The sequence below is a fragment of the Pseudoalteromonas sp. T1lg65 genome (genome assembly GCF_051930985.1).
GTDB lineage: Bacteria > Pseudomonadota > Gammaproteobacteria > Enterobacterales > Alteromonadaceae > Pseudoalteromonas.
Genome location: NZ_CP196837.1, coordinates 1,139,231 through 1,162,677, shown reverse-complemented (window position 1 = coordinate 1,162,677; position 23,447 = coordinate 1,139,231). Strand labels below are relative to the sequence as shown.

Annotated in this window: 22 protein-coding genes; all 22 read right to left on the bottom strand. The window is 47.0% G+C overall.

The features are described 5' to 3' along the window. Window positions 1-2: 2 nt before the first annotated feature. The 22 genes from ACSLBF_RS05060 to ACSLBF_RS04955 all read right to left on the bottom strand — a co-directional run bounded on the left by ACSLBF_RS05060 (window position 3) and on the right by ACSLBF_RS04955 (window position 23,400). Window positions 3-4,319, bottom strand: a complete 4,317-nt coding sequence (locus tag ACSLBF_RS05060; protein ID WP_440055513.1) for a hypothetical protein — start codon at window positions 4,317-4,319, stop codon at window positions 3-5. A gap of 14 nt (window positions 4,320-4,333) precedes the next feature. Then, window positions 4,334-4,936 (bottom strand): baseplate hub domain-containing protein, encoded by a 603-nt coding sequence (locus ACSLBF_RS05055; protein WP_440055512.1) that lies wholly within the window; start codon window positions 4,934-4,936, stop codon window positions 4,334-4,336. After that, complete coding sequence (locus ACSLBF_RS05050) at window positions 4,936-5,529, bottom strand: hypothetical protein (protein WP_440055511.1); 594 nt, start codon at window positions 5,527-5,529, stop codon at window positions 4,936-4,938. Before ACSLBF_RS05050 ends, ACSLBF_RS05055 begins: the two co-directional genes overlap by 1 nt. Beyond that, window positions 5,520-8,438 (bottom strand): hypothetical protein, encoded by a 2,919-nt coding sequence (locus tag ACSLBF_RS05045; RefSeq protein WP_440055510.1) that lies wholly within the window; start codon window positions 8,436-8,438, stop codon window positions 5,520-5,522. Before ACSLBF_RS05045 ends, ACSLBF_RS05050 begins: the two co-directional genes overlap by 10 nt. Next, window positions 8,428-8,703, bottom strand: a complete 276-nt coding sequence (locus ACSLBF_RS05040; RefSeq protein ID WP_440056195.1) for a phage tail assembly chaperone — start codon at window positions 8,701-8,703, stop codon at window positions 8,428-8,430. Before ACSLBF_RS05040 ends, ACSLBF_RS05045 begins: the two co-directional genes overlap by 11 nt. 5 nt (window positions 8,704-8,708) lie before the next feature. Continuing rightward, the gene (locus ACSLBF_RS05035; RefSeq protein ID WP_440055509.1) at window positions 8,709-9,122 is read right to left on the bottom strand and encodes a hypothetical protein; all 414 of its coding nucleotides are present in this window, start codon (window positions 9,120-9,122) and stop codon (window positions 8,709-8,711) included. After that, window positions 9,119-10,039, bottom strand: a complete 921-nt coding sequence (locus tag ACSLBF_RS05030; protein WP_440055508.1) for a phage tail tube protein — start codon at window positions 10,037-10,039, stop codon at window positions 9,119-9,121. The genes ACSLBF_RS05035 and ACSLBF_RS05030 overlap by 4 nt, the downstream gene beginning before the upstream one ends. A 274-nt stretch (window positions 10,040-10,313) precedes the next feature. After that, window positions 10,314-11,327 carry a phage late control D family protein gene (locus tag ACSLBF_RS05025; RefSeq protein WP_440055507.1) on the bottom strand — a complete coding sequence of 338 codons (1,014 nt, stop codon included), beginning with the start codon at window positions 11,325-11,327 and terminating at the stop codon, window positions 10,314-10,316. A gap of 1 nt (window position 11,328) precedes the next feature. Beyond that, window positions 11,329-11,544 (bottom strand): tail protein X, encoded by a 216-nt coding sequence (locus tag ACSLBF_RS05020; RefSeq protein ID WP_440055506.1) that lies wholly within the window; start codon window positions 11,542-11,544, stop codon window positions 11,329-11,331. Window positions 11,545-11,546: 2 nt separating this feature from the next. Then, window positions 11,547-11,999 (bottom strand): phage tail protein, encoded by a 453-nt coding sequence (locus ACSLBF_RS05015; RefSeq protein WP_440055505.1) that lies wholly within the window; start codon window positions 11,997-11,999, stop codon window positions 11,547-11,549. Window positions 12,000-12,015: 16 nt separating this feature from the next. Then, on the bottom strand, window positions 12,016-14,967 hold the full coding sequence (locus ACSLBF_RS05010; protein ID WP_440055504.1) for a phage tail protein: 2,952 nt from the start codon (window positions 14,965-14,967) through the stop codon (window positions 12,016-12,018). Window positions 14,968-15,128: 161 nt separating this feature from the next. Further along, window positions 15,129-15,254 (bottom strand): hypothetical protein, encoded by a 126-nt coding sequence (locus tag ACSLBF_RS05005; protein WP_440055503.1) that lies wholly within the window; start codon window positions 15,252-15,254, stop codon window positions 15,129-15,131. A 5-nt stretch (window positions 15,255-15,259) separates the two neighbouring features. Next, window positions 15,260-15,517, bottom strand: coding sequence for a phage tail assembly protein (locus tag ACSLBF_RS05000; protein ID WP_440055502.1), 258 nt, complete (start codon window positions 15,515-15,517; stop codon window positions 15,260-15,262). Between the two features lie 3 nt (window positions 15,518-15,520). Further along, window positions 15,521-16,030 (bottom strand): phage major tail tube protein, encoded by a 510-nt coding sequence (locus ACSLBF_RS04995; RefSeq protein ID WP_440055501.1) that lies wholly within the window; start codon window positions 16,028-16,030, stop codon window positions 15,521-15,523. Beyond that, a complete protein-coding gene (locus ACSLBF_RS04990; protein ID WP_440055500.1) occupies window positions 16,030-17,358 on the bottom strand; it encodes a phage tail sheath C-terminal domain-containing protein in 1,329 nt (442 codons plus the stop codon). Before ACSLBF_RS04990 ends, ACSLBF_RS04995 begins: the two co-directional genes overlap by 1 nt. A 97-nt stretch (window positions 17,359-17,455) precedes the next feature. Beyond that, on the bottom strand, window positions 17,456-17,791 hold the full coding sequence (locus ACSLBF_RS04985) for a GPW/gp25 family protein (RefSeq protein ID WP_440055499.1): 336 nt from the start codon (window positions 17,789-17,791) through the stop codon (window positions 17,456-17,458). A 9-nt stretch (window positions 17,792-17,800) separates the two neighbouring features. Then, on the bottom strand, window positions 17,801-17,998 hold the full coding sequence (locus tag ACSLBF_RS04980; protein WP_440055498.1) for a hypothetical protein: 198 nt from the start codon (window positions 17,996-17,998) through the stop codon (window positions 17,801-17,803). A 1-nt stretch (window position 17,999) separates the two neighbouring features. Then, window positions 18,000-18,689 carry a phage baseplate assembly protein V gene (locus tag ACSLBF_RS04975; protein ID WP_440055497.1) on the bottom strand — a complete coding sequence of 230 codons (690 nt, stop codon included), beginning with the start codon at window positions 18,687-18,689 and terminating at the stop codon, window positions 18,000-18,002. Further along, window positions 18,686-19,270, bottom strand: a complete 585-nt coding sequence (locus ACSLBF_RS04970; protein ID WP_440055496.1) for a hypothetical protein — start codon at window positions 19,268-19,270, stop codon at window positions 18,686-18,688. Before ACSLBF_RS04970 ends, ACSLBF_RS04975 begins: the two co-directional genes overlap by 4 nt. Before the next feature lie 435 nt (window positions 19,271-19,705). Then, window positions 19,706-20,890, bottom strand: a complete 1,185-nt coding sequence (locus ACSLBF_RS04965) for a hypothetical protein (RefSeq protein WP_440055495.1) — start codon at window positions 20,888-20,890, stop codon at window positions 19,706-19,708. Then, the gene (locus ACSLBF_RS04960) at window positions 20,887-22,908 is read right to left on the bottom strand and encodes a DUF4815 domain-containing protein (protein WP_440055494.1); all 2,022 of its coding nucleotides are present in this window, start codon (window positions 22,906-22,908) and stop codon (window positions 20,887-20,889) included. The genes ACSLBF_RS04965 and ACSLBF_RS04960 overlap by 4 nt, the downstream gene beginning before the upstream one ends. 9 nt (window positions 22,909-22,917) lie before the next feature. After that, on the bottom strand, window positions 22,918-23,400 hold the full coding sequence (locus ACSLBF_RS04955; RefSeq protein WP_440055493.1) for a hypothetical protein: 483 nt from the start codon (window positions 23,398-23,400) through the stop codon (window positions 22,918-22,920). Window positions 23,401-23,447: the final 47 nt, after the last annotated feature.

Sequence of the window (23,447 nt, the reverse complement as noted above, 5' to 3'; positions counted from 1 at the left end):
AATTATCCTCTTTTGTAGATTACGGCGACCTGTTTAACTTGGTCTGGAGAGTCAAAGGTGACGTTGTGGCGCACTTGCGCGATGGTGTAGCGTTCTTCACTTTGAGTAGGTTGGCGCATGCCTTTGCCGGGCATGGAGCTGGAGCAAATTAGGTCGCCGGTTTGCAAGTTGCCGCCTTCGCCGCACACGTTCATAACCCCTTCGCCACCGGCGTTGATGCAAGCCACATCGTACACATAAGCCAACTGTTCCCAGTCTTCTAAACCAACAAGCCCAGCGGGTTGTGACTCTGTTAAATCACGACGACGTGTGTAAATGCCACGGGCAGTAACATCCATCGGAGTATTACTTATTTTGGCAGTACAAATCGCATTAGAGATATTGGCGATATGCACGAGTTCATCATCACACAGAATATCCCCAGGTTCTGGGGCGAACTCTTTCGGCAATAGGGTTTCATGCGCTGAGGTGTGAGGGCCGATTTCACCATTTTTGGCATAAAGCGCCCAAGAGTCTTTCGCTTCGTCAGGGGTTTCAAAATGTGGGTCGATATAAATACCATTTTTATGGTATTGGATATTTAAGCCCCATGACTCTTTCCTTCCATTATTATAAATGGCTAATTTTCTCAGAAACCCTTCTCCATCGGCTAAAAACCTTGTATTAAGTACCCCGCCTTGCGTGATTTTAAGCATCCCAGAATTTGCTGAAATAATAGAGCTTCCACCCGCATCCCAAGTGCATGAACGTAATGTGACGGAACTTATTTCTCCACTGGTAGCCTCAACTCTCCCTTTAAATGTGCCGCTGTTTGCCTCCACATGACCCGAAAACGAGCCACTCGTTGCTTCAACACGCCCCTTAAAAGTACCACTTTCTGCTTCTACTCTCCCCCTAAAAGTCCCGCTTTGCGCATCTATATGTCCTTTAAACGAACCGCTGTTGGCAACCACTTTGCCGTTAAAAGTGTATTGTCCTGCATTGGTGTCGTAGTACACCGACTTGTTACCACCGCTATCAAGAAACTCCACCACTCCTGCTTTAAAGCACATTTTATTTGGGGTAATGGTCATCCCTGTAACTTCACCATTATTATTGACACCGATTTCAGCACGGGCCTCTAACTGGTTAATTTTATTACCTTGCGCGTCTAACGTACTCGCCTGCGCTTGCATATGTTGAAATACACTGGTGGTGCCAGAGGCCGTTGTTACGCTGACATTTTTTACAAAATTAGCCAGTGCACCATGTTCATCTGCTTGAGAAAAATAGGTGTCTCCTAACTGTGAAATTTGCTGGTTAAAGTTAGCGTAAAGGCTGTTTGCCTGAAGACTTATCGCCCTATCGGCTTCGGTTTTGGTGTAGGTGTTGTTTTCTACTCGCGCAATGCTATTACCAATTTCTGAGCGCAACTGCTCTTGCTGGGTAGTAATCGCTTGGTCGGTTTCTGCCGAGGTGTAAAACGTTTGGTCTAGATACGCTCGATTGTTATCAACCTTGCTGTTTAGCTCAGTTTTTGCTTGCGATACTGCTTGCTCAGCGTCGGCCTTAGTAATGTAGTAGGCTTGAATGTCGGCTTGATTATCATCCACCTTAGCATCTAACTGGGTGACTTTAGCGGCAAGCGCCTGCTCTGTCGTTACCAGCGCATGCTCTACCGCCGTGATGTTCGCCTTGTTATCATCAACCTCAGCTTGTACTTTGCTGATCTTGGTTGCTAATGCTTGCTCTTTGTTTGCAAGCGCTTGTTCAACCTGGGTGACCTGTGCTTTATTAGCATCAACCTCAGCTTGAACCGTACTGATCTTGGTTGCTAATGCTTGTTCTTTGTCTGCAAGTGCTTGTTCAACCTGCGTGACCTGTGCTTTATTGGCATCAACCTCAGCGGTTACTTGCCTAAAGCGCGTCGCGATTGCTTGATTTTCATCCGCTTGTGCTGCAGCAGCTTCTTCTACTCGCGCATTGGTACTATCGGTTTTTCTTTCTAACGTTAGTGTGCTGGTTAAATCGGCAGCAAACGTGTACTCAGAGTCTAACGCCTGCTCTAATACCGAATTTGCCAGTTCATCCATTTCCTCTAAGCGTTTTTGGGTTTCTTTGAGCTCACTGACACTCAGCCCAGTTACTGTAAAACCTTGCCGTTGAGTTTGCAGATCGTGCCGCGCGGTTATCGTTAAATGGTTAGTGCCTTCACCGCTAAACTCAATGAATAGCTCACTCTCAGTGAAGTTTTCATTATCTTCTAGCAGCTCAGCATAAAGTGTTCCATCCTCTGCTAACGTCACAGCCAAGGTTTGATAGGCTAGTTCTTGCTTATCTTTTAAGTCTGTTAGCGATACTCGAACGTGATTAGTAACACTTTCCGGTTGCCAACCGGTTCCCATTCCCAGCCAAGAGGGGGACTGACTCAACTCAAAGGTTAAAGCCGCCGCATGCTCATACGGCGCAAGTTCTGGGGTTTTAACAACAAAACTATGCCATTGACTTTTACCCGACGCATTAAGTGTACGAACTCGTCCTTCGTAGCGTTTATTTGGCAACAATGACGACACCGTTAGTACTTGTGCAATCACAGTTTTTTGTTCGCCTTCACCAGCAAACTGCCATTCATAGTTGGTTTGTGTTGATGCCCCTGTGGTCGTTGCATATAACACGGCACTAGTTGAGGTAAGCGAGGTAATTTCTACCGTTGGCACTGCTGGCTCATCAACGGTAAACAGCAAGCTCGCCGCATCACTGCGAAAACCTAGTGCGTTGACGGCAAAAATTTGGATTTCGTATTCGCCTGCATCTAATGCCAGAGAAACAGAGTGTTGTGTGGTATCGCCAGCTTTAATGACTCGCTCGTCACGAATTACTTTGTACTCAAAATCATCGAATGCAGATTGCCACTCAATTTTCAGTTTGCTGTCTTCTACCACACTGGCTTGCAAAGTCGTGGGAGGCTCTGGCTTGTAGGATTGATACACTGTATCCGGGATAATGGTTTGCCTAACGCCCGGTTGCCAATTGTAATGGCTTGGTTGGTGCTCAGTCATGCTGAGTTCGACTTCGCCGTTACTCATTAATACTTGGTCGGTAAGGGTAAACAGCTTCTGCTCAAAGCCCAGTACCTCATCGCTGACACGCACAATATCGCCGATTGCCAATAGTGCGGCATCATCACGGGCAGTAAACTGAATACTTAGTTGATCACGGCTTTTACGTGCCACAAACTCGGCAATTCGCTTGGCCTCGTAGGCGTTATTTAGAGTATCAATTTTGATTTTTTTGCTGAGTAAAATCCCGTTATCTTCGGCCCGCCACTGCGTTTCAATGTCACTGCCTTTATCAGGAAATACCGCATCTTGTAGTTTACCGTTGCGGTTATTATCGTAGTACTGAACGGTGACTTGGTTGTAGCGGTCTTTTTTCGAGGCATCATCGACTGAGATGTCGCTGACAATAGTGTCTTCATTGGCTTGCCAAGCAACCGGAGGTTTGTCTACATCCAGTACCAGTGTTAGCTTGCCATTCACCACCGGCAAGCTGGCGCGCATTGCTGCCAGCAGCATTTCGCAATTTGATTTAATGGATTTGCTGGTATCTAAGCGCACATTTGAGGTATACAGCGGAATTTTGCTCCCGCCCTCATAACTATCCACCATAAAGTCACAAATGGTAGCAGCACGTTTAAAACTGTCTTTGTCTATTTCCGACTCGGCTAAGTTTTTGCCGTAAACGTCGTTAGTTAAATAGTCATAAAGCTGCAATGCTGGATTTGACGCAACGGGCTGTTGCTGACCCGTACGCACGTCAAAAATGGTTTTTTGTTCAATGTCTGCGGTAATGTTTGGTCTTGAGGTAAAAACAGGATCTTTAGCCCCCATCTCCAAGCGTACATAGCTATACAATAACTTTTCTGGCCGGTTAGCATAATGACTCCAACCCGTACTATTGAGTCTAGGTTCAGAAAGCGGGCCACCTTGGGAGTGAAAAGCATAAGCCCATCGATGGCCATCTTTGCCAGTAAACTTGCTTGACGTAATTGGCTCATCATCAATATAGATTTGAGTCACGTCAGCGCCGTTCACCTCACCCCAAACAATGATCAAATGCAGCAGTTCATTTTTAACCTTATTGCCTGCTACATCGCTGGTCGCTCGATAAATGATGGTGCCGCCAGTACGCTTAACCTTGCCATAGTAAACAGGAATGCTGGCGTCGGTGGCTGGTGCGGTGTAGTCAACACCTTGTATCTTTTGGTTTTGGGGTTTGGGTTCTAAGTCAATACCAACTAACTTAAACACCCCTTTAAAAATGCTAGATATTAATCCCATTGTGTTTAATGCCTTTAGTGCTGTTTTACAACGCGCGGTACTGTGCCACCTGACCTTCTGCCCGATCCTGACCGTGATTTAACCGATCCATTACCTTCTTTACCCCAAGGCACCGCATCGGTAAGTAGCGGGGTATATTTAAACGGATCGGTCTGTGAGAAGTACTTTTGATGACTTGCGGTGTTGGTTTGCCTGCCTGCGGATTTTTCAAAGTCGGCCCAAATAGAGCTAACCGTGTAGCTCATACTGCCAGAAGTATTCATATCCATTTTTGAAATGAGGCCCTTGTAAAGGCTTAACCTTCCCGCGATGCCACGATGGGTAGAAATTAGCTTAGATAGCTCAACTCTACGGTTCATCCAGCGCTCGTTTAATCCCAGTGCGACTACGCTGGGGTCAAGTGCATTGAAATTGAGTTTTAAATCGCCAATTCGAATGCCATTGCTGTGTTTAACCGAACCAAAGCTTTTAAACACGCCTGCCAAATATGTTTTACCGTTGTAATCAATATTCTCGTCAGCATCGGTCAGCGCTAAGGTTCCCCAATCAAATTCGATGTCTAACAGGTGACAAAACTGGTAATCCCCCGACAGTGCATTGGCTAATTGAGAAGACATTATTCAGTTACCTCCACCAGCTCAACGTTGACCGGAATAGGCCTACCAGCGGATATAGACAGCTCAGTATCGTCATCATCCGAGTAGACATAAAATTGTAATTCAGCACCACAGTAGATAATTGCGCCTGACGCTAGATTGCTTTTTAAGTTGGGGTAAATGGTTAAAATACCTGAGCTTTGATCATAATGAGTGACTTGATAGACCTTTCGATAGACGCCAAACTGCACAAAGTCACCGGCCGCAAAAGCGGGGACATCTTCCGCACTTTTGGTGATTACATCGACTCGAATATTGTTACTACCGCGCTGCGCGTACTCGGCGTTTTTTGCTCTTATCGCACTTCCGATTTGCGGTAATGGATTGGGCAAAAATGTCTTTTTCAACACACCGTCGAGACTAGCTACCTCAGCATAAAGCGACATCGCCTGTGGATACGGCATTGCCGCTGTGGTCAGCTTAATTCGCCAACGATGAGGCTGACCAAGTTTTCGAACTTGACGTGCAAAGCCATGTTTATTCTTGGTAACAATACTTTTTGTTTCAGAAGTAATAGTGGCTTTAGCAATTTGCGTTAGCTCTGTTAATCCCATTCACCTGACTCCATTGCATAGCGTACATCACGCATAATCTTCTGGCGTTCGCGCTTCATCACTTGCGCAACCCCATCGCTATCATTGGCATTGATGACGTAGTTAAATTTGACTGATTTATCGATATTTTGTGGTGCCTGATCGGCATTGGATGTTGACGTACTCAACCCTGCGGTAGTGCGACGACTAGTGACATTCATAGGCCCAGCAATAAGCTCAGGTCCATATTCACCAACCAGACCAATTTTACCTGCGGGGATTAAGCCCCCGTGGTCGTAGGCACCTGAGTAATTGGTCGATTTAATCGCCTGTACATTGGCCATACCTGCAGCAACCGCCGCAGCCGCTGCTGCAATACCTAGAGCAGGCCCGACATACGGAATTCCCGCTAAGGAAGCATAGGCATTGGTTGCTGATTCATAAGTTTTTATCGTCGTTTGAGCAATTGCTGCAGCTTTAGCTGCTTTAGATTGTTTACCACCAAACGCTGCGGCAACACTGGCAACACCACCAAAAAAGTCTGACGCTTGATTTAACCTTTGAGACTGTTGCTCACGTTCAATTTCAGCCAGTGCCTTATTTTTTTGTCTGGTCTGCTCAACTTCTATTTGAGTTTGCTCTTCAGCGAATGCTTGAGTTGCAGCGAGCTTCTCTTCATTTTGAGTTTCTAGCTCAGTATTACCTTCTTGAGTGCTGTCTTCTTCGAGTGATGCTTTATCGTCTTCTTCCTTTTCAGGAAAAATTGCATTGAATAAATCAGCACCCGAGTCAAAAACCTCTTTGGTAGCTGCTGCTATATCCTCGATTTGTTTTGGATCTGTTATTTCTGCATTAAGCTGATTACCCACTCCTGCCAATTGATGCAAAAATGAAGTAGCTTGTTCAATTAACGTTTGGTTTTGCTCTTCTTGCTGTTTGACAAGTTTATCTTGGCGCTCCTCAGCTTTTTTAGTTTCTACTTCGGTTTGCTTATTTTGCTTGTCTTCAGCACTTTTTACTTCCTTGTTATTAATAACTGGCTTTTTTAAACCAATGTCTTCGTTGGTCTTGGCCTCTTGATAAGCCTTCTTACGCGCCTCATTGGTTTTATCATGCTCTTCTCGTAATTGCTTTGCTTTAGCAATTTGTGCTTCAATCGCCTCTATTGAGGCATTTCTTTCATCCTCTATGAGTTTGAGACTAGCCTGCTTAGACTTAGCAATTGCCTTTTCTTGCGCTTCAAAAAGTGCAGATGAAGCCTTGGCTCTGGCAGCGGCCTGCTCTGTTATATTTTTGGTTGCTGCATCATAATCAAATTCGTCGTCAGCAAAGGGATTTAGCTGGTCTACAAGTTCGCGGCCTATTGCGCCTGCACGCGATAAAAGTATGTCTAGTTGAGCGAGTATAAACTCTTTAAACTGAGCCCCATACAACCCGGCTTGATCAGGTAATTTTTTTAAGTGGACTAACAGCATTTCCACTAGCATTTCTGCATTTGCGGGTAAATGCAGCATCGACTTAGCAATAAAGTCTATTGCCTTTTCAACATCATCACCGATACCATCAAATGTACCCGAAAATAGCTCAGCCAATTCATCAAGGTTATAGGCTTCTGCTATTGCGCCGAGGTAACCCGCAAGTTCTCCTGACGCCAACATATTGTTGAACTCATCAAGCGCTGAAGTAGCAAGGCTGATCGAGTCTTTAATTACATCACCAACTCCCGCATCGCCGATGTTTAAAAATAACTCATCCCACTCAGAGCCAAAACGGTCAATTCTTCCGCCCATGGTGTCCATTTCTTTCGCCATGGCACCAGCAAAATTATTGCGACCAAGTTCGGTTAGGTAAGTTTGAATGCTCTCGCTATTGTCTTTAATGTTGGAGGTTACGCCGTTGTACGTCAGCGTTAACATGTCACCGTTTTTCTGCGCCGTTACTCCTAAATTAGCAAATGCATCTTGCTGAGTTTTCGCCTGATTTGATGTTGCATTAATAACAGAGTTCGCCACATCTTCTAACGTCATACCTAACGTGCTAGCGATATCACCATAGGCAGTCATTGACTCTTGTGTAGGCGTCAATCCATTGTTATATAACGCCATAAAGGAATTTGTGGTTTCCTCTATACTATGTGGCGTTTCTTGCGCCATGTCTTTGAGGTTGGCAAATATCTCCTTACTTTTTGCCGCGCTCACCCCTATTGTGCTTATGCGAGCTTCAAGCGTTTCAAACTGAGTGGCAACTTCAACAACTTTTTGACCTGCCTCAACCATGGCTATCGATAAAGAGGCTGGACCACCAGCAGCCACGGCAAGACCTTTCGCTCCGTTTAGTGCCTTTCCAATCCCACTGCCAACACCACTCGCTACTTTACCTGCACCGCTTGCCGCTTTGCCTGCTAAAGTTCTGAACCTACCTTTAGGCTTTGCACTTTCTTCTAACCCAGCTGACGCAGTTAGCGGAGAATTTGATTTAGTCGTTAAACTACTGCCAGCTTTGGCGTTATTTTTCAATTGGGTTTCTAACTGTTTCAAATTTGCGACAGCTGAGCTCGATCGTGTTTCAAGCGTAGAGAATGCTTTGTTAACGTCTGAACTAAAAACTGAAAGAGACTTACCTGACTTTGTTAGTTGACCGCCAAGCCGATTAAATGTTTTGCCAGAATCATCTACGTTTTTTTTAAATGCAGAAAAAACCTTCCCAGATGCTTTGATTTGAGATGAAAAGCCAGAAGATGCTTTACCTCCCACCTGTATACTTTTAACAAAGCTCGCCATAGACTTTTGCGCAGATTTTATACCATCATCAAAGTAGCGACTGGCGCTTGATGTCTTTTTAAATTGCTCTTCTAGCTTTGAGAGTTCACGCGTTGCGGTGGTGGTTTCTTTAATTAGCAATGATAGGGAAAGCTCAGCGTTAGTTGCCATGCATGACACTCCAATAAATGCGGTCGATTGAGCGCAAAAGATCGACCTCCCAGGAGCGGAGATGTTTGCGCGTTAGCGATGACCAGTGGTGAATTTCGGTAAAATTGAGAGGTTTGTCGCTTTTCAGCTCTAAATACCATTGCCATAAATAAGCCAGCTCGTCTGGCAGAGCGACTTGCTCTGCCAGTTCGGCTGGCTTGTGACCTGTGGTTTTCCAGACCTGTTTTAGCGCTTGTTTACGGGTTAAGCGTGCGCCTTTGGGTATGGTGTTTAATTGGAACTCGCTTTTGGCGTAGTCGGCGAACTGCTCAACCCTTTGGCGAAAAAAAGTGCACGTTTTGCCGCAACTTTGTCTACCTGTTCACAAATTTGCGGGGCTTGGCGCAAGAACGTTTTAATGGCGTCCACTTCACACGGTTCATCAAATGACCAATCAGCGATCAGCGCGGCAATTAGTCCCAAGCGTTCTTCCGCAAAGGCTTCAGCACGCTGTGCTTCGTCTTCAATTGCAGCGAATGCCATGGCATTGCGTTTTGCCAATGTTTCAGCATCTCTGAACGCATCTGAATCAATACCACGAACCACAATGTAGTGCTCAGACTTTGAACCATCTGGCAAAGTGAGTGGTACTTTAATGCCTTCGTTGGCTTTATCTCTGGTGAAAAAGTCTTCCATCATGCTCATGCTTTTGCTCTCCTTTCGATGATTAGATTAGTGCCTTCTGCTTCTGACAGTAAGCCTTGAAACGGTAATGACACGATAATCGCGCCAGTGCCTTCCACATCAGGCTGACCACCGGTGTATTTCAAGTTAGGAACTGTGACTATGTATTCGTTACCTTCTGGATCGGCCATGCTGAAACCGATATTTGATTTCTCACCGCTGAAGAACTTTTCTAGTAAAGCGTGGTTTTCAAAGTAAACACCAAGTGTGCCGGTAAGGTTTGACAGTCCGATTGACGGACGAATAGTTTCGCTTGAACCAATAACAAAACGCGGCTCAATACCATTTTCTAGCGTGAAGCCAAGTTCCGTCGCAATAGCCAAGTTTTCTCCGCCTTCCATTACTTGACCATTAAATGTGTCAACCGCTGGTGCAGCTGGCGTTGCTGTGAGTGACGCGCCTGCTGGCAGCTCTGATAAAGCCTCAACTGACTTACCTACTGCGCTGAACGTTGCGGTTGTTACGCCTTCAGTACCCAATTGAATATTAATGTTATTTAACTCAATACCACGATAAAGTTGGTACGGTTTGTCGGCCGCTGAAAGCGTTGTAAAGTGACGTAAAATACTAAAGCTACGACGCTGTGTACCACTTTTTAGTTTGTTCGACTCCCAATTACCACAAACCGCTGCTGCAAGTAGCATATCGATGGCTTGCCATTGTAGTTCTGCTTTGATGTCACCGCCTATCTGCTGTGTGCCATCTCTAAAATCTGAGATCTGACGATCGCTACGGATAGTATTTGATTGACTGGTATTTTTTGTCAGGCCCAAGGTAGTGCCTGTAATTGGCACTTCAACAAATTGTGCCGATGCCGGTGTAACGCCGTATTCAGTTTCTTCGACTAAATAAAATTTGTGTGATGTGGATTGCGACATTTTAATTCCTAAGAGGTTGATAGATGTAATTTGCGCTAAATGCGCGTTGAGCTGGTTAGCTTGCTGGACAGCAAGTTAACGGTGAGTGGGCTTATATCAATCCGCTTAAATATCTGATCAATTTGAGAGAATTGATATTACTTGCTCAGCATAGGTGAATATTAAATAAAATCAGTTGGATAAAACGGTCAATAATGACCTTGTTGGGTTTTTCTGGATTCCACTTTGGCACTGAGGATATGAAATGCTTTGCAGCCGAGGCGTGACTACACGGTTATTTAGTCAGTGCTTCACATTGTAAAATACTGCGAAAGCCTAGTGGGTTGATCACGTGTTTGACTTCGCTAACAAACCAATCGCCGTCGAGTTCGTCGTCGACTTCCGCGATAGTCACAACGCCACCTGCGACCAGTTTTGGTGCACCTACGATTTCCAGTTGCAGTTGTTTATAGCAGCGTTGTAGGCGTTGTAATTTGGCCTTAGCAGCATTAGTGGCTTGCGCTTCTGTGGCATACACATACGGCAAGGTGGTTTTTATTGCGCCGCCGCCGACACTGAGTGGTTTTCTTTCGGCCAGCTGGAGGTCGTAATAGTACGCCTCCACCTCATCAACCGATCGGTTTTGATTGGCGCTTAGCTGCCACAAGTGAATGTCTGCTTTACCAAGTTTTACCTTAGGTAACGCTTGACCACTGAGCGAAAGTCCAGTGCCCTTAGCCATAAAAATGAGCTTGTCGTTGGCTATTTTCATTACCGCATCAAACTGTTCACTTAAGCGAGTCAGCAGCTGCATGTCGCTTTCGCTTTGCTCGATATGGCTGAGTTCTATACCTGAAAACGCGGGACCTACCTTTGGTTCCAGCCCATACTCTCCTGCAATGGTTGCAATAACATCGCTTAACAGCAATGGTTCATCACTGCCGTCTTTAGGCCAAGAGCGCTGCTTTGGGGCTTTTAGTGCGGTGTGCCACAAGGTTTTGTTGCCAAACAGCGATAACGCGCGACGCGGCCCACTTAACTCATACGCGCCAACTTCGAAGATCCCCAATGGCTCTAACGGTGATTGACTATCTTGCACACCCTCTTTGTAGCCCATGGCGATTTCAAGTGATGCTGCTTTTCCCGGCGTTGCAATTGGCAGCTTTTCAAGGTTTTCAAACCGTACCGCACAAGTGTCACTTAACAGCCCTGTGCGGGTGGTCACGCTTACTTCAACCACGCGGTTTTTTAAGGTGTCGGCGACTTCATTGCCATTGGCCTTGATTGAAAAGTTTGGTTGTAAATTCATATCAATCCCAAATATTGATGACCTGTTTTACTTTTGGCTTGGGGAATTCCGGCAAAAAGATTTCGACGCCAAGGGCATAAATTGGTCCAAGCGCCGCCAAACCATGATTTGCCTGTAATACTTTTTCCACCACGCCGCTGCTGCGGCCGTAATGGCGAAAACAAATTAAGTCCAAGCAATCCCCGTCGCGAGTGACGTAGGTAACCCCTTTTTCCATTACTATTCCCCTTGGCTTTGTTGATATCGGCCCAAACGCATCACAAACTGGATTTCTCTGGGAATACCGTCGTTAAAAAACAGGGTGCGGGTTTCTGAAATACTCTTAATCACCCACTTGCCCATCACTCGCCCGACGCTAGGGCTCGACTTGCCGCTTTCTTCCACATAACCCAACGTAAACGGCACGCCTTTTTCTGCTTGCGCACGCATGCTGTCGAGTTGTTTTAAGCCATTTTTAACCAGCTGTGGAAAGATAGTGCCTTCGATTTCTAGGGTTTGCTCGCCCACCCCAATAAATTGCATGGCTGGCGAACTTTTGTCGGTTTGTGAGTCATGGGAACTCCAACGATATTGGCTATCGTATTTCAGCTTATTAAATGCCGCTGTGCTGACCGAGAACTTATAGTCTTTGCCAAGCTGCATCATGTGTTTGGCGTGGTTTACCTTGCTCATTAAGGGTCCTTTGAAATTACGCTACTTGGTTAAAATAACGAGCGGATAACTCGTGCATCGCATGCTGTTGTTGCTGCTCAAGCAGTTGTTTTACCTCAACCGCAATGTCTTTTGCTTGCTTGCCATCGGTGGCATTCACGGTGATATTGGCATTCACGGTGACACTGGCTGGTGTTGCACTTGGTGATGCCGAGGTTTGTGACTGAATCGTGGGATTGCTAGCATTTAACTGCTGTGGCTCACTACTCAGTTGAGGAGCTTTGGTGTTGTCGGGAGCTTTATCGGCAAACATCCAGTTAGCTAGCGACTTGCCAGCCGGTGTATTACCCACAAACTCACTTGTTGCATTACCCACTGCACTGTTAGTTAAAAATCCAGCCAGTGGTACCATCAGGCGCACTGCCGGATGCTTAACTTTGACTAAGCCATTGGTTACCAGCTTTGAGGAATACATTCCCGCTAACGTTCCACCTATGGTGCTGGCTTTTTCTGTGGCGCTTTTGCTGTTATCCATCGCGGTCGACGCTACGGTGTGGTAATTCAGCGCGTCACCAACATAGCCACCCAACTTACTTAGCGTTAGTGCGCGACTATTTTTTACCCCGTTATTTTGGTCGTTGGCGGCGACCGTGCCCAGAGCCATATTAAAGGGGTTGATAACGTCATTTTTAACAAAATCTAGCGCTGTATTGGCAGTTGATGAATGTGGTGATTGCTTTGCCTGCTGAAGATTTGAGGTTTGAGCACTGGAATTTACTTCTTCATCATCATCTCCAAATAACCAACCACCTAGGGTGTCACCTAAGAAGCCGCCGACAGACTCGCCGCCTATTGCGCCCAGTGCCCCACCAACTAAGCCGCCAAGTGCAGTGCCAAACACCGGGATCACCGAACCAATGGCAGCACCAGCAGCCGCACCAGCCAGCGCACCGCCCATGCCACCTGCGGCAGCGCCGACTTTTTGGGTCTTTTGTTTGCCCGTTAAGGTGTCATCGGTAAGGGCGCTGAACGCATCAAATGCGCCAAGTGCGACAGTTAACGGTGCTGCGGCTCTGCCTAACAGACGCGTTGGACTTTTCAGCAATTTTTTCGGCGAGAAACGCCCTAATTTGCTGTATTTAGCGTCATTTGCAGCGGCGCGATTAAGCACTTTTCCAGTATTTTTAGCGCCTTTCCCCTTGCGCGAAGTGCCTTGCTTAGCAGCCTTGTTAGACTTCGCGTTGTCCTGTTCTTGCCCTTTGCCACCTTCGAGTAACTTAAGCGCGGGTTTTGCAGGCTTTTTCCGTGCTGAATTTTTGCCCTTGCGGCCTTTGCCTTTCTTTTTACCTTTTTTGCCTGACTTGCCTTTTTTGCGTTTGTCCTTTTCCTCATCCTCTTGGCTATCAGCATCAAGTAAATCGAATGCGCTATCCGATACGCCGTCTAAACCAAACGGTTCGAGCATACTGCCCACAGCCCCTTGTAAAGAACTCAGATCTCCTTTTATCAAACCTTGCACGTCAATACTGGCAAAGCTTTCTTTGTGCTGTTCTAAAAAGGACGCGGCCTTATCAAACCCCAACGAGTTGAGCATGGCGGGCGCGCTATCTAGCAAAGAAGTTAAGTCTCCTTTGAGCACACCTTGTACATCAATGCTCGCGAGACTTGCTTTGTTTTGCTCCAAGAAAGAAGCGGCTTTATCAAAACCCAAGGCATTGAGCGCTGCGGGCGCACTATCTAAAAGAGAGCTTAAATCTCCTTTCATCACCCCTTGAACATCTATGCCTGAAAAGAGCTCTTTATGCTGTTCAAGCACCGAAGCGGCTTGATCAAATCCGAAAGCGCTAAGTGCTGCGGGCGCACTATCTAAAAGAGAGCTTAAGTCTCCTTGCATCACCCCTTGAACATTTATACCTGTAAAGAGGTCTTTATGCTGTTCCAGCACCGAAGCAGCTTTATCAAATCCGAAGGCGCTAAGTGCTGCGGGCGCGCTATCTAACAGAGAATTTAAATCACCCTTGGCAATCGCCGCCATATCCAGTTGCTGAAAAGCAGGTAATGCTGCACTAAATTGCTGCGAAACCTCTGACAACCCCGCACCATCCAAAAGCGCAGGCATGGTATCCAATACAGACGCCAAATCACCTTGTGCAACCGCCGCTAAATCAAGCTGTGAAAACGCCGGAATATGCTTGGCTACACTTTGGTTTAAAGCGCTAAAATCCACCGTTTTAGCCAGCTCAGGTAACGCTTGTTTCAGGCTTTGTAAATCACCTTCCATCACCTTTGCGACGTCAATTTGGTTTAACGCCGGCGTAAACTTAGCCAAGGTATCGGCTGCTTGCTCAAACCCTAACTGATTTAGCACCGTAGGAGCATTAGACAGTACCGCAGAAACCTGATCATTCAGTCCGTTGGTATTACTCGCTGGAGCCGATTGAACTGCGGCGTTTTCAGTCTGTTGCGCATACGTAACCGCTTGGTTTTGCGCCTGTTGACTACTTGTGCTGAGCTGCGGTGCGGTAAGCGATATAGTTTGGGCAGCAGCGTTAGGCGCGCTGTTTTGGGCACTGTTGTGCAACGGCTTTAACGCTGACAAATCCAGTCCATCTAAACGTTGGTTTAAGCCACTCAGTTGTGCCACCAACTGCTCAGATAAAGCAAACAACGCTGGGGGTTGGGTATTCCCTGCGACCTTTTTAGGCTCCGCCGCTTGTTCGCTTTTCGAATCACCTTCATAGGATTGTGCAAAACCTAGATCAGCCTTGCTAAGCGGCTCGCCCAGCAGCTGCTTAAGGTTAATTTGAATAACCGCCGCTAACTGCTGTTCAACGTTAGGTGACTCAGTATCGAGTGCAACATGTTGATTAAGTTTATCAACCAACGCGCCTAGCTTTGCCACCTGATGTGCGAGTTGAGTTTGCTTTGGTAGCTGGTGCTTAACCTTATTCGCCACGCGCGAAGGTTTTTTTGAAGCAGATTTTTTCATGGCATTACCTGAGGAAAACAGTTGGAAAGAATGAGAGTGCGAAAACCACTTAGCTAAGCTTGCTGTTACCCTGCGAAGGCTTAACTAAATGGTCTGGTGTGATTAACTGCTGCTGAGATTGGTTAAATAACCTGAACTGCGGATAAATAAAAAAAGGCGGGTTACCCCGCCTCTGTGCTTTGTTTGTACTCTAACGCCGCTTCAAACCAGTCTGTTAACTCGTCTTCTGTTAAGGCGTTAAGTTCGGCTAATCCCCACCCAGTGTATTTGGCCAGTGCAATGACCATGGCTTTTATGCGGTTGGGCGGGATACGAGAAAAGCTTGTAGCTTCTCTCGTAGTTTTACAAAGTCGCTCCAGTCGAGCTCTTCAATCACTTCTGGAGGCACTTCGCATAAATTGGAGAAGTAACGGATTTCGCTTTCAGATTCGCTTAAATCCGACTTATCAACCATTAAACGATCTCGTACTTTGGGTCGTCTCATCGTTAGTTCGGCATACTCATGCGCGTCGACCGTGACTGGGAAGTTCAGTTTAATGATGTCTTTCATGTTTTATGCTCCAATTGCTGCGCGAAGTGCTGCCATTTGATCTTTACCGTTTACGGTACGAACGTCGTTGTATAGGTCAATTTCGTAAATTACGTCTTGACCAATTTGTAGCTTGTACTTTTGTACCGCGTATTGCAGGGTTAGTTTGGCTTCTTCGCCGTCTTTCCAGCTGCCCATATCCACTTCTTTAAAGAAGCCTTCGAGTGTTACCACAACTGGTACTGGCGCTTGACCTTGTGCTTGAATTGCACCACGTGCCGTCAACGGTGTCGTTGCGCCGCTCCAGTCACCTAGCAGCTTCATCATGTCGGCGTTGTACTCTAGTAACGTGATGGTGCCTTCTAGCTTTTCAAGTTGACCTACGTCTAGCTCAACTGGCGCTTGGAAACCTGACGTTACTTCGCGGGTTTTTACTGTTACTTTTGGTAGCTGAATTTCGTCGGCAATACCTAAATAGCCTTTACCATCTACAAACAGCTTGAATTTTTTAAGGATTTTAGGAGAGATTGCCATTATACGATTTCCTCAAGGTAGTTATTAGTTAGGATGCTCTTGAACGTGATGTGCTCAGCCGGTGTTGGCGGCGTGAAGTCAAAGCTAAAGTACACTTTGCCTGCTTGGATATTTGCTGGCGTGTTTAGCTCTTCGTCAGCCCAAATTTGACCACCTAAAATCGCACCTTGTGCTTTAAGGCTATCAAGGTATGACTGAACGCTTTGCGTCACGTCTTCGATGTAAGTCTTAGTGATGTTGCGATCTACCGCCCACATGTGCGCACGAAGTAATGAGTCGTTGATCATGTCCGCAGTACGAACAACCGATAAGAACGCCCATTTCGGGTCATCTGAACAAGTGCGGTTACCCCACAGTTTAAAGCCGTTTTGACGGATAATCGTCGCAACTTCTTTTTCGTTCAACAAGTTAGCTCGTGCAAAACTATCGCCTAATTGGAAGTCAATCGGACGAACCGTACCCACAACACCATTCATATTGGTGTTACTTGGGCTCCACCAGAAACCACGGTCGTTATCAGACTTAGCAATCATACCCGCAACACGTGCACTGGCTGGTTCTTCAACCAAACCACCGTCACGGAATACTTTGACATGCGGGTCAACCACAAACACACGGCGTGAACCGAAGTCAGCGCGATATTCTTTCGCTTCGTTATCGCCTTCATTTGGACCATCGGCGATGATCACCGCACGTAGACGCTCAGCAATACCAACCAGCTCTTTGACAACTGGGTTAGCAACGCCATTGCGTTGATGCGAATAACCTGGCGCAACAAGAATACGTGGCGTAACACCTAGTACAGACTCAGCACCAAGGAACGCTTGCACACCTTCGTAAGTGCCGTCAGCTGCAACACCACCAACCATGTTTGTGTGAACGGTCGGCACGTCACCATCAGCAACACGAACCACCACAACCACAGCGCCCGCTTGGTCAAAAATACCGTCCATTGCAGCTGGTAAAGTGCCTTGCTCAACCATAGGTACTGAAGTGATTTCTTTACGTAACTTAGCCGCAATTTCGTCTTTTTGATCTTGCGTTAGTGTTGTCGACGTGTCTCTTTCAACGTTTGAAATTTCTTGTGCAATGGCCGCATCTTGTAGTTCAACAACGCGCGCTTTATAAGCCGCATTGTCAGAGTCTGCAAGTAATGCAGCTTCAGCTCGTTTTCCAGCAACCAGTACTGGTGTGTTAAGAGGAAAGGCATCTTCGTTAGCATATTTGGCAGTACCAATAACACCAATTACTGAGCTTTTTACTGTTTTGATTGGGCGCGTACCAGATTGCGCCTCAATGACTTCTACACCGTGTAGAAATTTTGACATAGGGATCTCCTTCAAGGGTATGTCAGTGTGCTAATAAAAAAGGCCACACAAGCTGCCTTGTGTGGCCTAAACAAATAATAAGGGGGGTTTTTAAGGGTTAGACTTGAATCCCTTCAATGGTGACGGGCTCACCGTTAATTAAATATAATCCGTTGATTTCAATGCTGAGTTTTCCTTCTCCCGCAGGGTGTACCGCAACACCATCAAGCTGAAACCTCGGTTCCCACTTTTCTAGTGCATTGGCAATACTCATAGTGATATCGCCCACCAAGCTGTGTGAAAACGGTTTATCAACCAGCTCGTATAAGCCACAACCGTAATCACGACGCATCACTCTGCTGCCTAGTGGCGTGGTGACAATATCGCGAATACTTTGTTTAAGGTGCTCAACCCCCCCGAGTGGTTTGCCCGTTTCGGCGTTCATACCTATCATGGAGTGCTCCTAAGATACTTTGTAGGCACCTGCACTAGAGCCACCCGCCACGGTGACTTGCGCAGATTGGGTGATATGATCAACTACCGCTTTGGCAATCGCCGTAGCCATTTTACCCGCCACAGCATGTTCGCCGCTGAGCACAAAGCCGTTGGCTTCTAGCTCTGATTTAATTAAGCCCTCTAGGGCGCCTGCACTTAATGCCATGTCATTTCCCCGCTGTTACAGTTGAAGAACCATCGCCATGCGGGCTGCCCGTAAAGTGGCAAACATGCGCGGTGGTCACACAAGATGAACCGCCGTTAAGCGCGATACTGGCACCGTCAACCGTGACATCTCCTGCCACCGTCACGGCCGCATTGCCATCGCAATTTACCGTAGTGTCTTTGGCAACCAACACGGTGGCATTGGCGTCGGTTTGTACGCGAATATCCTTAGCGGTGGTAATATTGAGTGTGCCCGCTGAAATCACATCCACTGTGGCGTCAGCGCCTTTAATATCAATTAGGTAGCGATGACTTTTGCGGTCGTATTCAATCACGCTGCCATCTTGATAACGCACCTTTTGCACGTCAGGGCGCTGCGCTGCCGCAACTTCCGTTTGCTCGGCAGCAAACTGCTGCGAATATAAACTGCCAAGCACAACCCCTTGTGCCGTGTCGCCACAAGGTGACAACACCACCACCTGCTCACCGATTTCGGGGGCTTGCCAAGTCATATCTTGACCCGCTTGGGTGGTTAGCCAAGGCAGCTTTTTGGTGATCCAATTACCGATTTTGACTTTCACCGTAGCAGTTTCGTAATCCACTTCTTCCACCGTCCCGATAGCAATAAGTTTGCTCAAGCGATGCTGTAAGTCCGACAGGGCTAATTCACTTTGATAAGGATTGCTGATCATACTGACTCTCCTTGCTCAGGCGTGCGATAAATCAAATGATGTTCGCCGCCTTCTGGACCCAAGTAAATTTCTTTAACTGGAACGTCTTCAGGCTCTGGCAACGGTTCGACTTGATAATAAAAATCCCACAATAACGTGGCTTTTGCGATTACCGAGTCACTTTGCTTGGTAAACGCAAATTGCGTGTTTTTAGGAATAAAATGCTGCCAGGGAGTGGGCACACCGTCGGCCTGCATCAGTGCTTCACAGGTATCAATCACCGTATCTAGCCGCGATAACAGCGCCATGCTATTGGCATCTTCCACTTCAATGTCTAACTGCAAACTCAGCACTCGTCGGTCGAGTGGGTTTGGGCTCAAGTGTTTATTGGATGTTGGCCCGTAGGTCACGCCTTCGGCGCTTCCTGTTGTTTGCAGTTCGCTGGCTTGGCGCTCAGCCACCAGCGTGACACAAAGCTGCGCTGTTTGTGTGAGATCTGGATACGGCATCACAGGTTTAATAACACCAACCTGTGCCATGCCCTGTAGTCCAGACGTAAGGCTTTCAAGCACCTTATTAACTAGGGTACTGCGATGATTCATAGTGACTCTCTGATAAGAAACTCAGCCGATTAAAGTGGCTGTAAGGTTAATGGCGGACGGCGTGCCCAAAACACAATAAAAAAGCCCACAACCTAAAGGGTTATGGGCTTTTAATGGGGGTCTGTTTGTCTGTTAGCTTTTTCAAGCTTAGGTGTATCTTACTGAATTTTAGCGATTAAAGCAGGTCATTTTTGACCGCTTTAATTTTTAAACGCGGTGTGACTTCCAGAAATAAAAAAGCCCAGTCAACACGTTGAGCTGGGCCGGAGTACATGGAAATCTTTAATCACTTTTGCAAGCGTAGATACAGTGTAGTGGTTATTTGGATTAAAAACAGGTCAATGCTGACCGCTACATCTAAAACACCTGTGGCTCGCTATCAACTATGCCGCCGCAGAATAAGCACTGACGGCATTTTTTAACAACAAACGTCTATTACGTTGAAAACGCACGCAGGTTACGTATCCGTGGCCGGTGCGTGCCAGTACCAGATAGCACTAACTTCACTCGGGTTAATGTGCCGACATACGCATTTTGTACATAGTCGTACTGCTGCCAGCCGAGTCCACGTTGTGACGGCGAAGGGGATACAGCATTGGGGACTTCCAACCAGCTGTCGTCATTTTGTTGTAAATAGACTTTCACTTTTGCCAGTCCGCCTAATACAGCCTCAAAGCTCACCGTCACCCGACCACCATGATTACAAGTAAAAGCGCGAGAAATGTACTGGGCTTGCGGTTGTACTTTTCCGGTAGCGCATTGAGTGCCAGCAAATAACACCGGGCTTAGGCTTTCAGAGCCACTCAGATTAGCGGTAACTTTGACCTTTCCCTTAATACTGTCACCGTCCAGCTGTTGCGGTGTCCACTCAGGGACATGATGTAACGCAAATGCTGACTCGGTATCACTTAAGGTAAAATCGATATCCGTTTCCGCACTGGGGCGTTGCACCACGGCCAGCGCCATTAAGTCCGTCACATCATCCACATCGACTTCACCTAACTCAACTTGCCTTGTGGTATCACTGAATTTGGCGGCCAACAGATTAAAGGTGAGATCTTTTTGTTGATGAGGTGTCCAAGTGCTGGCGTTACTGGACGACAATAACACGCCCACTTGATACGGCTGGCTGGTTACCCAACCTTGCTGTTGATCGTATTGCCCTAGTTCCGCAATCGCCACGGCATGCTCGGCATCGTTGGTTAATACCACAATGGCATATTCTTGTCCGGCCTGTAAAAACACCGGAGTAAAGCTAAATCGAGTCGCACCTGTTGAAGAAATATCACTACTTGCAACTCGGCTTTGCGCCAATATGGTTTGCGTTGGTACGCCTTGCTCTACCTCACGAATTTGTACTTGAGCCGGTTTATCTCCAATGGCAGTAAAAAACAGCTCAACAGCAGCAATAAAACGGCTCTCGGTTAACGTAAAGGTTTGCGCAAGTGGGTCCCAACGCTGGGTGGTAATAGTGGTCACCCGAGTTAGGGTTTCGGTGCGAATTTGCCCACTGCCTGTATACGTTGCGGTTCCTTCAGTGCCGCCCGAACCGCTAAATAGCACGGTTTTTTCTCCAGCAGGGAACACGCCCTCAGGGATCGTAAAACGTCCAGTGATCATGCATCTACCTCCACATTTAGCTCTACGCCATCAAATGTCATGCTTTTTAAGGTTTCAGTTTCAGCAAAGCCGTCGATGGTAAAGTGCACCACCTTGGTACGTAAAAACTCCGCTTGCTGAGTTTGTATGCCAACCCGCTGGGTTTGTACGCGGCTATTGATCCGTTGCACCACGCCGCTACCTTGGGTAAATCGACGGGTCACAGGGCTGGTCCATTGTTGTCGTGTCACTGTCCAATGATCGACATTGGGACTTAGTGTTACCGCAGCTGGTGCTGGGGCAAAGGCGTCGTAGGGATTGACTTTCATTTGTCCGGTGCGTTTTGACTGGCTCAGCACAGGTTGCAACGTATAGGGCAACAACTCGACTTGCTCAGCACCGGTTAGCGAATACACCTTTGCATCAATTGGCAAGGTTAATTCGCCATCAATAATGGCGGCATCTTGCGCCAAACCTTGGTCACGTAAATCGTCATCTAAAAATGGGTCAACAAATACCCCGTATTTGCTCGATGACTCTTGGCTGTTAGCGTCGTTTCGTAGTCGCTCTATCGACAGCAACTGATATAACTCACCAATTTGGCGTTGCATGCTATATAAATCTTGCATATTTAGCGCTTGCGTCGAGATGGCTTCAACGCGTGGCGCATTGCCATCCCAGTGTTGGTGAACATACGCCAGTGGCAGGTGTTGCTCTGGCAGCAAAGGGGCTTTGGGGCGTTCTAGCGCAGGCACCCCTTTAATGCGCTCAATTTCACCGTCTCGGTTAAGTAAGATCAGGTCAATTCGTGGCGATAGTCGTTCGTATACAGCTTCGATGTCATCCAGCAATAAGGTTTCGTTGTTTTCAGCGCGCTTTTGTAAAAAACTCGCTGTTATCCAGTAGTGTGTGGCATTGTGCTCCACCTCGGCAAACGTATTGTAAACATAAGTCGCTTGATAGCTGCTGCCAGTCGTTGGACGTTCACCATCAATTAACCAATGAATATGATTGTCTTTAAAGTCGTAATGAGTACCTTCCAAGTACACATTGTCACCGCTTCTAACACTTTCGATATAGTCAACGCCGGAGTGCTCCAGTGAATCTTTAAGCTCGGCTTCACGGGTCACATCGTAGGTGCCGCGAATTTTCACCCGAACCTGCTTTACTGCCTTTAACGGCGGAAAGTCAACTTTGATATTTTCGTTAGCCGCGGCGCCTTCTGCTAATACTGCGCTTTCCGGGCCAATTTCGGTAATATCCGGCTCTGATGGCAGTTGTTTAGACAAAGCCATGGCAAAACTTAGCTCAAAACCGTCGATATGGGCTTTACCCGACTGCAAACTAAAGTGCTGGTATTCACCTTCGGTTTTAATGTAATGAAAGCCCATGCCGTTGACCACATAGTTGCCACCGTTGGCTTCACGGTCGTAGCGCGCCAATGCGCGGGCTACAGAGTCTAATTGCGGTGGTGCTTGGTTAACCACCAGCACACCTTGGTTTACTTGATAGACAGGATAAAACGCACTGTTGGTATCTTGATCTTCTGATAACTTGTTCCACTTTGCGGTGACTTTCAGACGTGCAGCACCGGGCTCATCGTAGTTATGTCCTGCGGCAAGTGAGCCTTTACCTGCGGGGTCTTTTAGTTCGGCGTCATCAAGCTCGGTGATCACCTCAGCGTTAAGCTCGACACCAATCAAGATATCCATACTAGTATCGATAGTTAGCTCACGCTCTGCAATGTGCCTTACCGCACCGCGAATATAAACCGACGCGGCGGCAACATAAGCCGTTGCTACGCCGTCCTCAACTTTGACTTTGACCCCGCCACCGGCGACGATATCACCGTCTTTAAGTAACGCATCGGCAACGCCTTTAACCCGATGATTAACCTGACATTGCAAATCGTTAAGTTCGCGGCTTTGTAGACCTCGACTGGCGCGAAATAACAGTTGTTCGTACTGCTTTTCAGGGTCAAACTTTTGATAAAAGTCGGGTTGTTGCTGCGCTATTTGCTCATAAATATGTGGTTCCATCGCGCCCCCTTAAAAACTAATCACAAATTCGAATGACTCTTTTACACCTTGGTCGCGATAAATTGCTGGGCGGTGTTCAAGTAACAGCAGCATGCCGGGGTGTTTGATCTCGTCGGCTAAAAAGTATGTTTTACTCGATGGAATAAGATCTTTTACCTCAGTTCCCACCATTAACCCCAGTTCACGAATGGTCTGTGATAACCCATCGGTAATGTCGTATTCAAACTGGCAGTACAAGTGAGGGGTTGGGTAGTTAACCATGGTGTAGTTGCCCGCTGGAACTTGGATCTCTCCATCACTGTCTTGAACACAATAAGCAAAGCGCTTAGCTTTGCGATAACCAAGTACGTTGGTTAACGCGGTGCTTTCACTTGACGCTGGTGGCAGTTGGTTATCCCAGCTTGCTTCGCCCTGCCCCCAAGCCAAAAACACCGGCTGTGCTTTAATCTGCTCAGCAAACGCAATACGTGCGGCACGTGTTAATATGGCCACGTTATTCTCCTCTTAATTCAATGGCTATAAACCAAAAAAACCGCCGC

What these genes read in the sequence shown, in the direction of transcription:
- ACSLBF_RS05060 (WP_440055513.1), bottom strand. Translation starts at nt 4,319, where the DNA reads ATGGGATTAATATCTAGCATTTTTAAAGGGGTGTTTAAGTTAGTTGGT.
- ACSLBF_RS05055 (WP_440055512.1), bottom strand. Translation starts at nt 4,936, where the DNA reads ATGTCTTCTCAATTAGCCAATGCACTGTCGGGGGATTACCAGTTTTGT.
- ACSLBF_RS05050 (WP_440055511.1), bottom strand. Translation starts at nt 5,529, where the DNA reads ATGGGATTAACAGAGCTAACGCAAATTGCTAAAGCCACTATTACTTCT.
- ACSLBF_RS05045 (WP_440055510.1), bottom strand. Translation starts at nt 8,438, where the DNA reads ATGGCAACTAACGCTGAGCTTTCCCTATCATTGCTAATTAAAGAAACC.
- ACSLBF_RS05035 (WP_440055509.1), bottom strand. Translation starts at nt 9,122, where the DNA reads ATGAGCATGATGGAAGACTTTTTCACCAGAGATAAAGCCAACGAAGGC.
- ACSLBF_RS05030 (WP_440055508.1), bottom strand. Translation starts at nt 10,039, where the DNA reads ATGTCGCAATCCACATCACACAAATTTTATTTAGTCGAAGAAACTGAA.
- ACSLBF_RS05025 (WP_440055507.1), bottom strand. Translation starts at nt 11,327, where the DNA reads ATGAATTTACAACCAAACTTTTCAATCAAGGCCAATGGCAATGAAGTC.
- ACSLBF_RS05020 (WP_440055506.1), bottom strand. Translation starts at nt 11,544, where the DNA reads ATGGAAAAAGGGGTTACCTACGTCACTCGCGACGGGGATTGCTTGGAC.
- ACSLBF_RS05015 (WP_440055505.1), bottom strand. Translation starts at nt 11,999, where the DNA reads ATGAGCAAGGTAAACCACGCCAAACACATGATGCAGCTTGGCAAAGAC.
- ACSLBF_RS05010 (WP_440055504.1), bottom strand. Translation starts at nt 14,967, where the DNA reads ATGAAAAAATCTGCTTCAAAAAAACCTTCGCGCGTGGCGAATAAGGTT.
- ACSLBF_RS05005 (WP_440055503.1), bottom strand. Translation starts at nt 15,254, where the DNA reads ATGGTCATTGCACTGGCCAAATACACTGGGTGGGGATTAGCCGAACTT.
- ACSLBF_RS05000 (WP_440055502.1), bottom strand. Translation starts at nt 15,517, where the DNA reads ATGAAAGACATCATTAAACTGAACTTCCCAGTCACGGTCGACGCGCAT.
- ACSLBF_RS04995 (WP_440055501.1), bottom strand. Translation starts at nt 16,030, where the DNA reads ATGGCAATCTCTCCTAAAATCCTTAAAAAATTCAAGCTGTTTGTAGAT.
- ACSLBF_RS04990 (WP_440055500.1), bottom strand. Translation starts at nt 17,358, where the DNA reads ATGTCAAAATTTCTACACGGTGTAGAAGTCATTGAGGCGCAATCTGGT.
- ACSLBF_RS04985 (WP_440055499.1), bottom strand. Translation starts at nt 17,791, where the DNA reads ATGATAGGTATGAACGCCGAAACGGGCAAACCACTCGGGGGGGTTGAG.
- ACSLBF_RS04980 (WP_440055498.1), bottom strand. Translation starts at nt 17,998, where the DNA reads ATGGCATTAAGTGCAGGCGCCCTAGAGGGCTTAATTAAATCAGAGCTA.
- ACSLBF_RS04975 (WP_440055497.1), bottom strand. Translation starts at nt 18,689, where the DNA reads ATGATCAGCAATCCTTATCAAAGTGAATTAGCCCTGTCGGACTTACAG.
- ACSLBF_RS04970 (WP_440055496.1), bottom strand. Translation starts at nt 19,270, where the DNA reads ATGAATCATCGCAGTACCCTAGTTAATAAGGTGCTTGAAAGCCTTACG.
- ACSLBF_RS04965 (WP_440055495.1), bottom strand. Translation starts at nt 20,890, where the DNA reads ATGATCACTGGACGTTTTACGATCCCTGAGGGCGTGTTCCCTGCTGGA.
- ACSLBF_RS04960 (WP_440055494.1), bottom strand. Translation starts at nt 22,908, where the DNA reads ATGGAACCACATATTTATGAGCAAATAGCGCAGCAACAACCCGACTTT.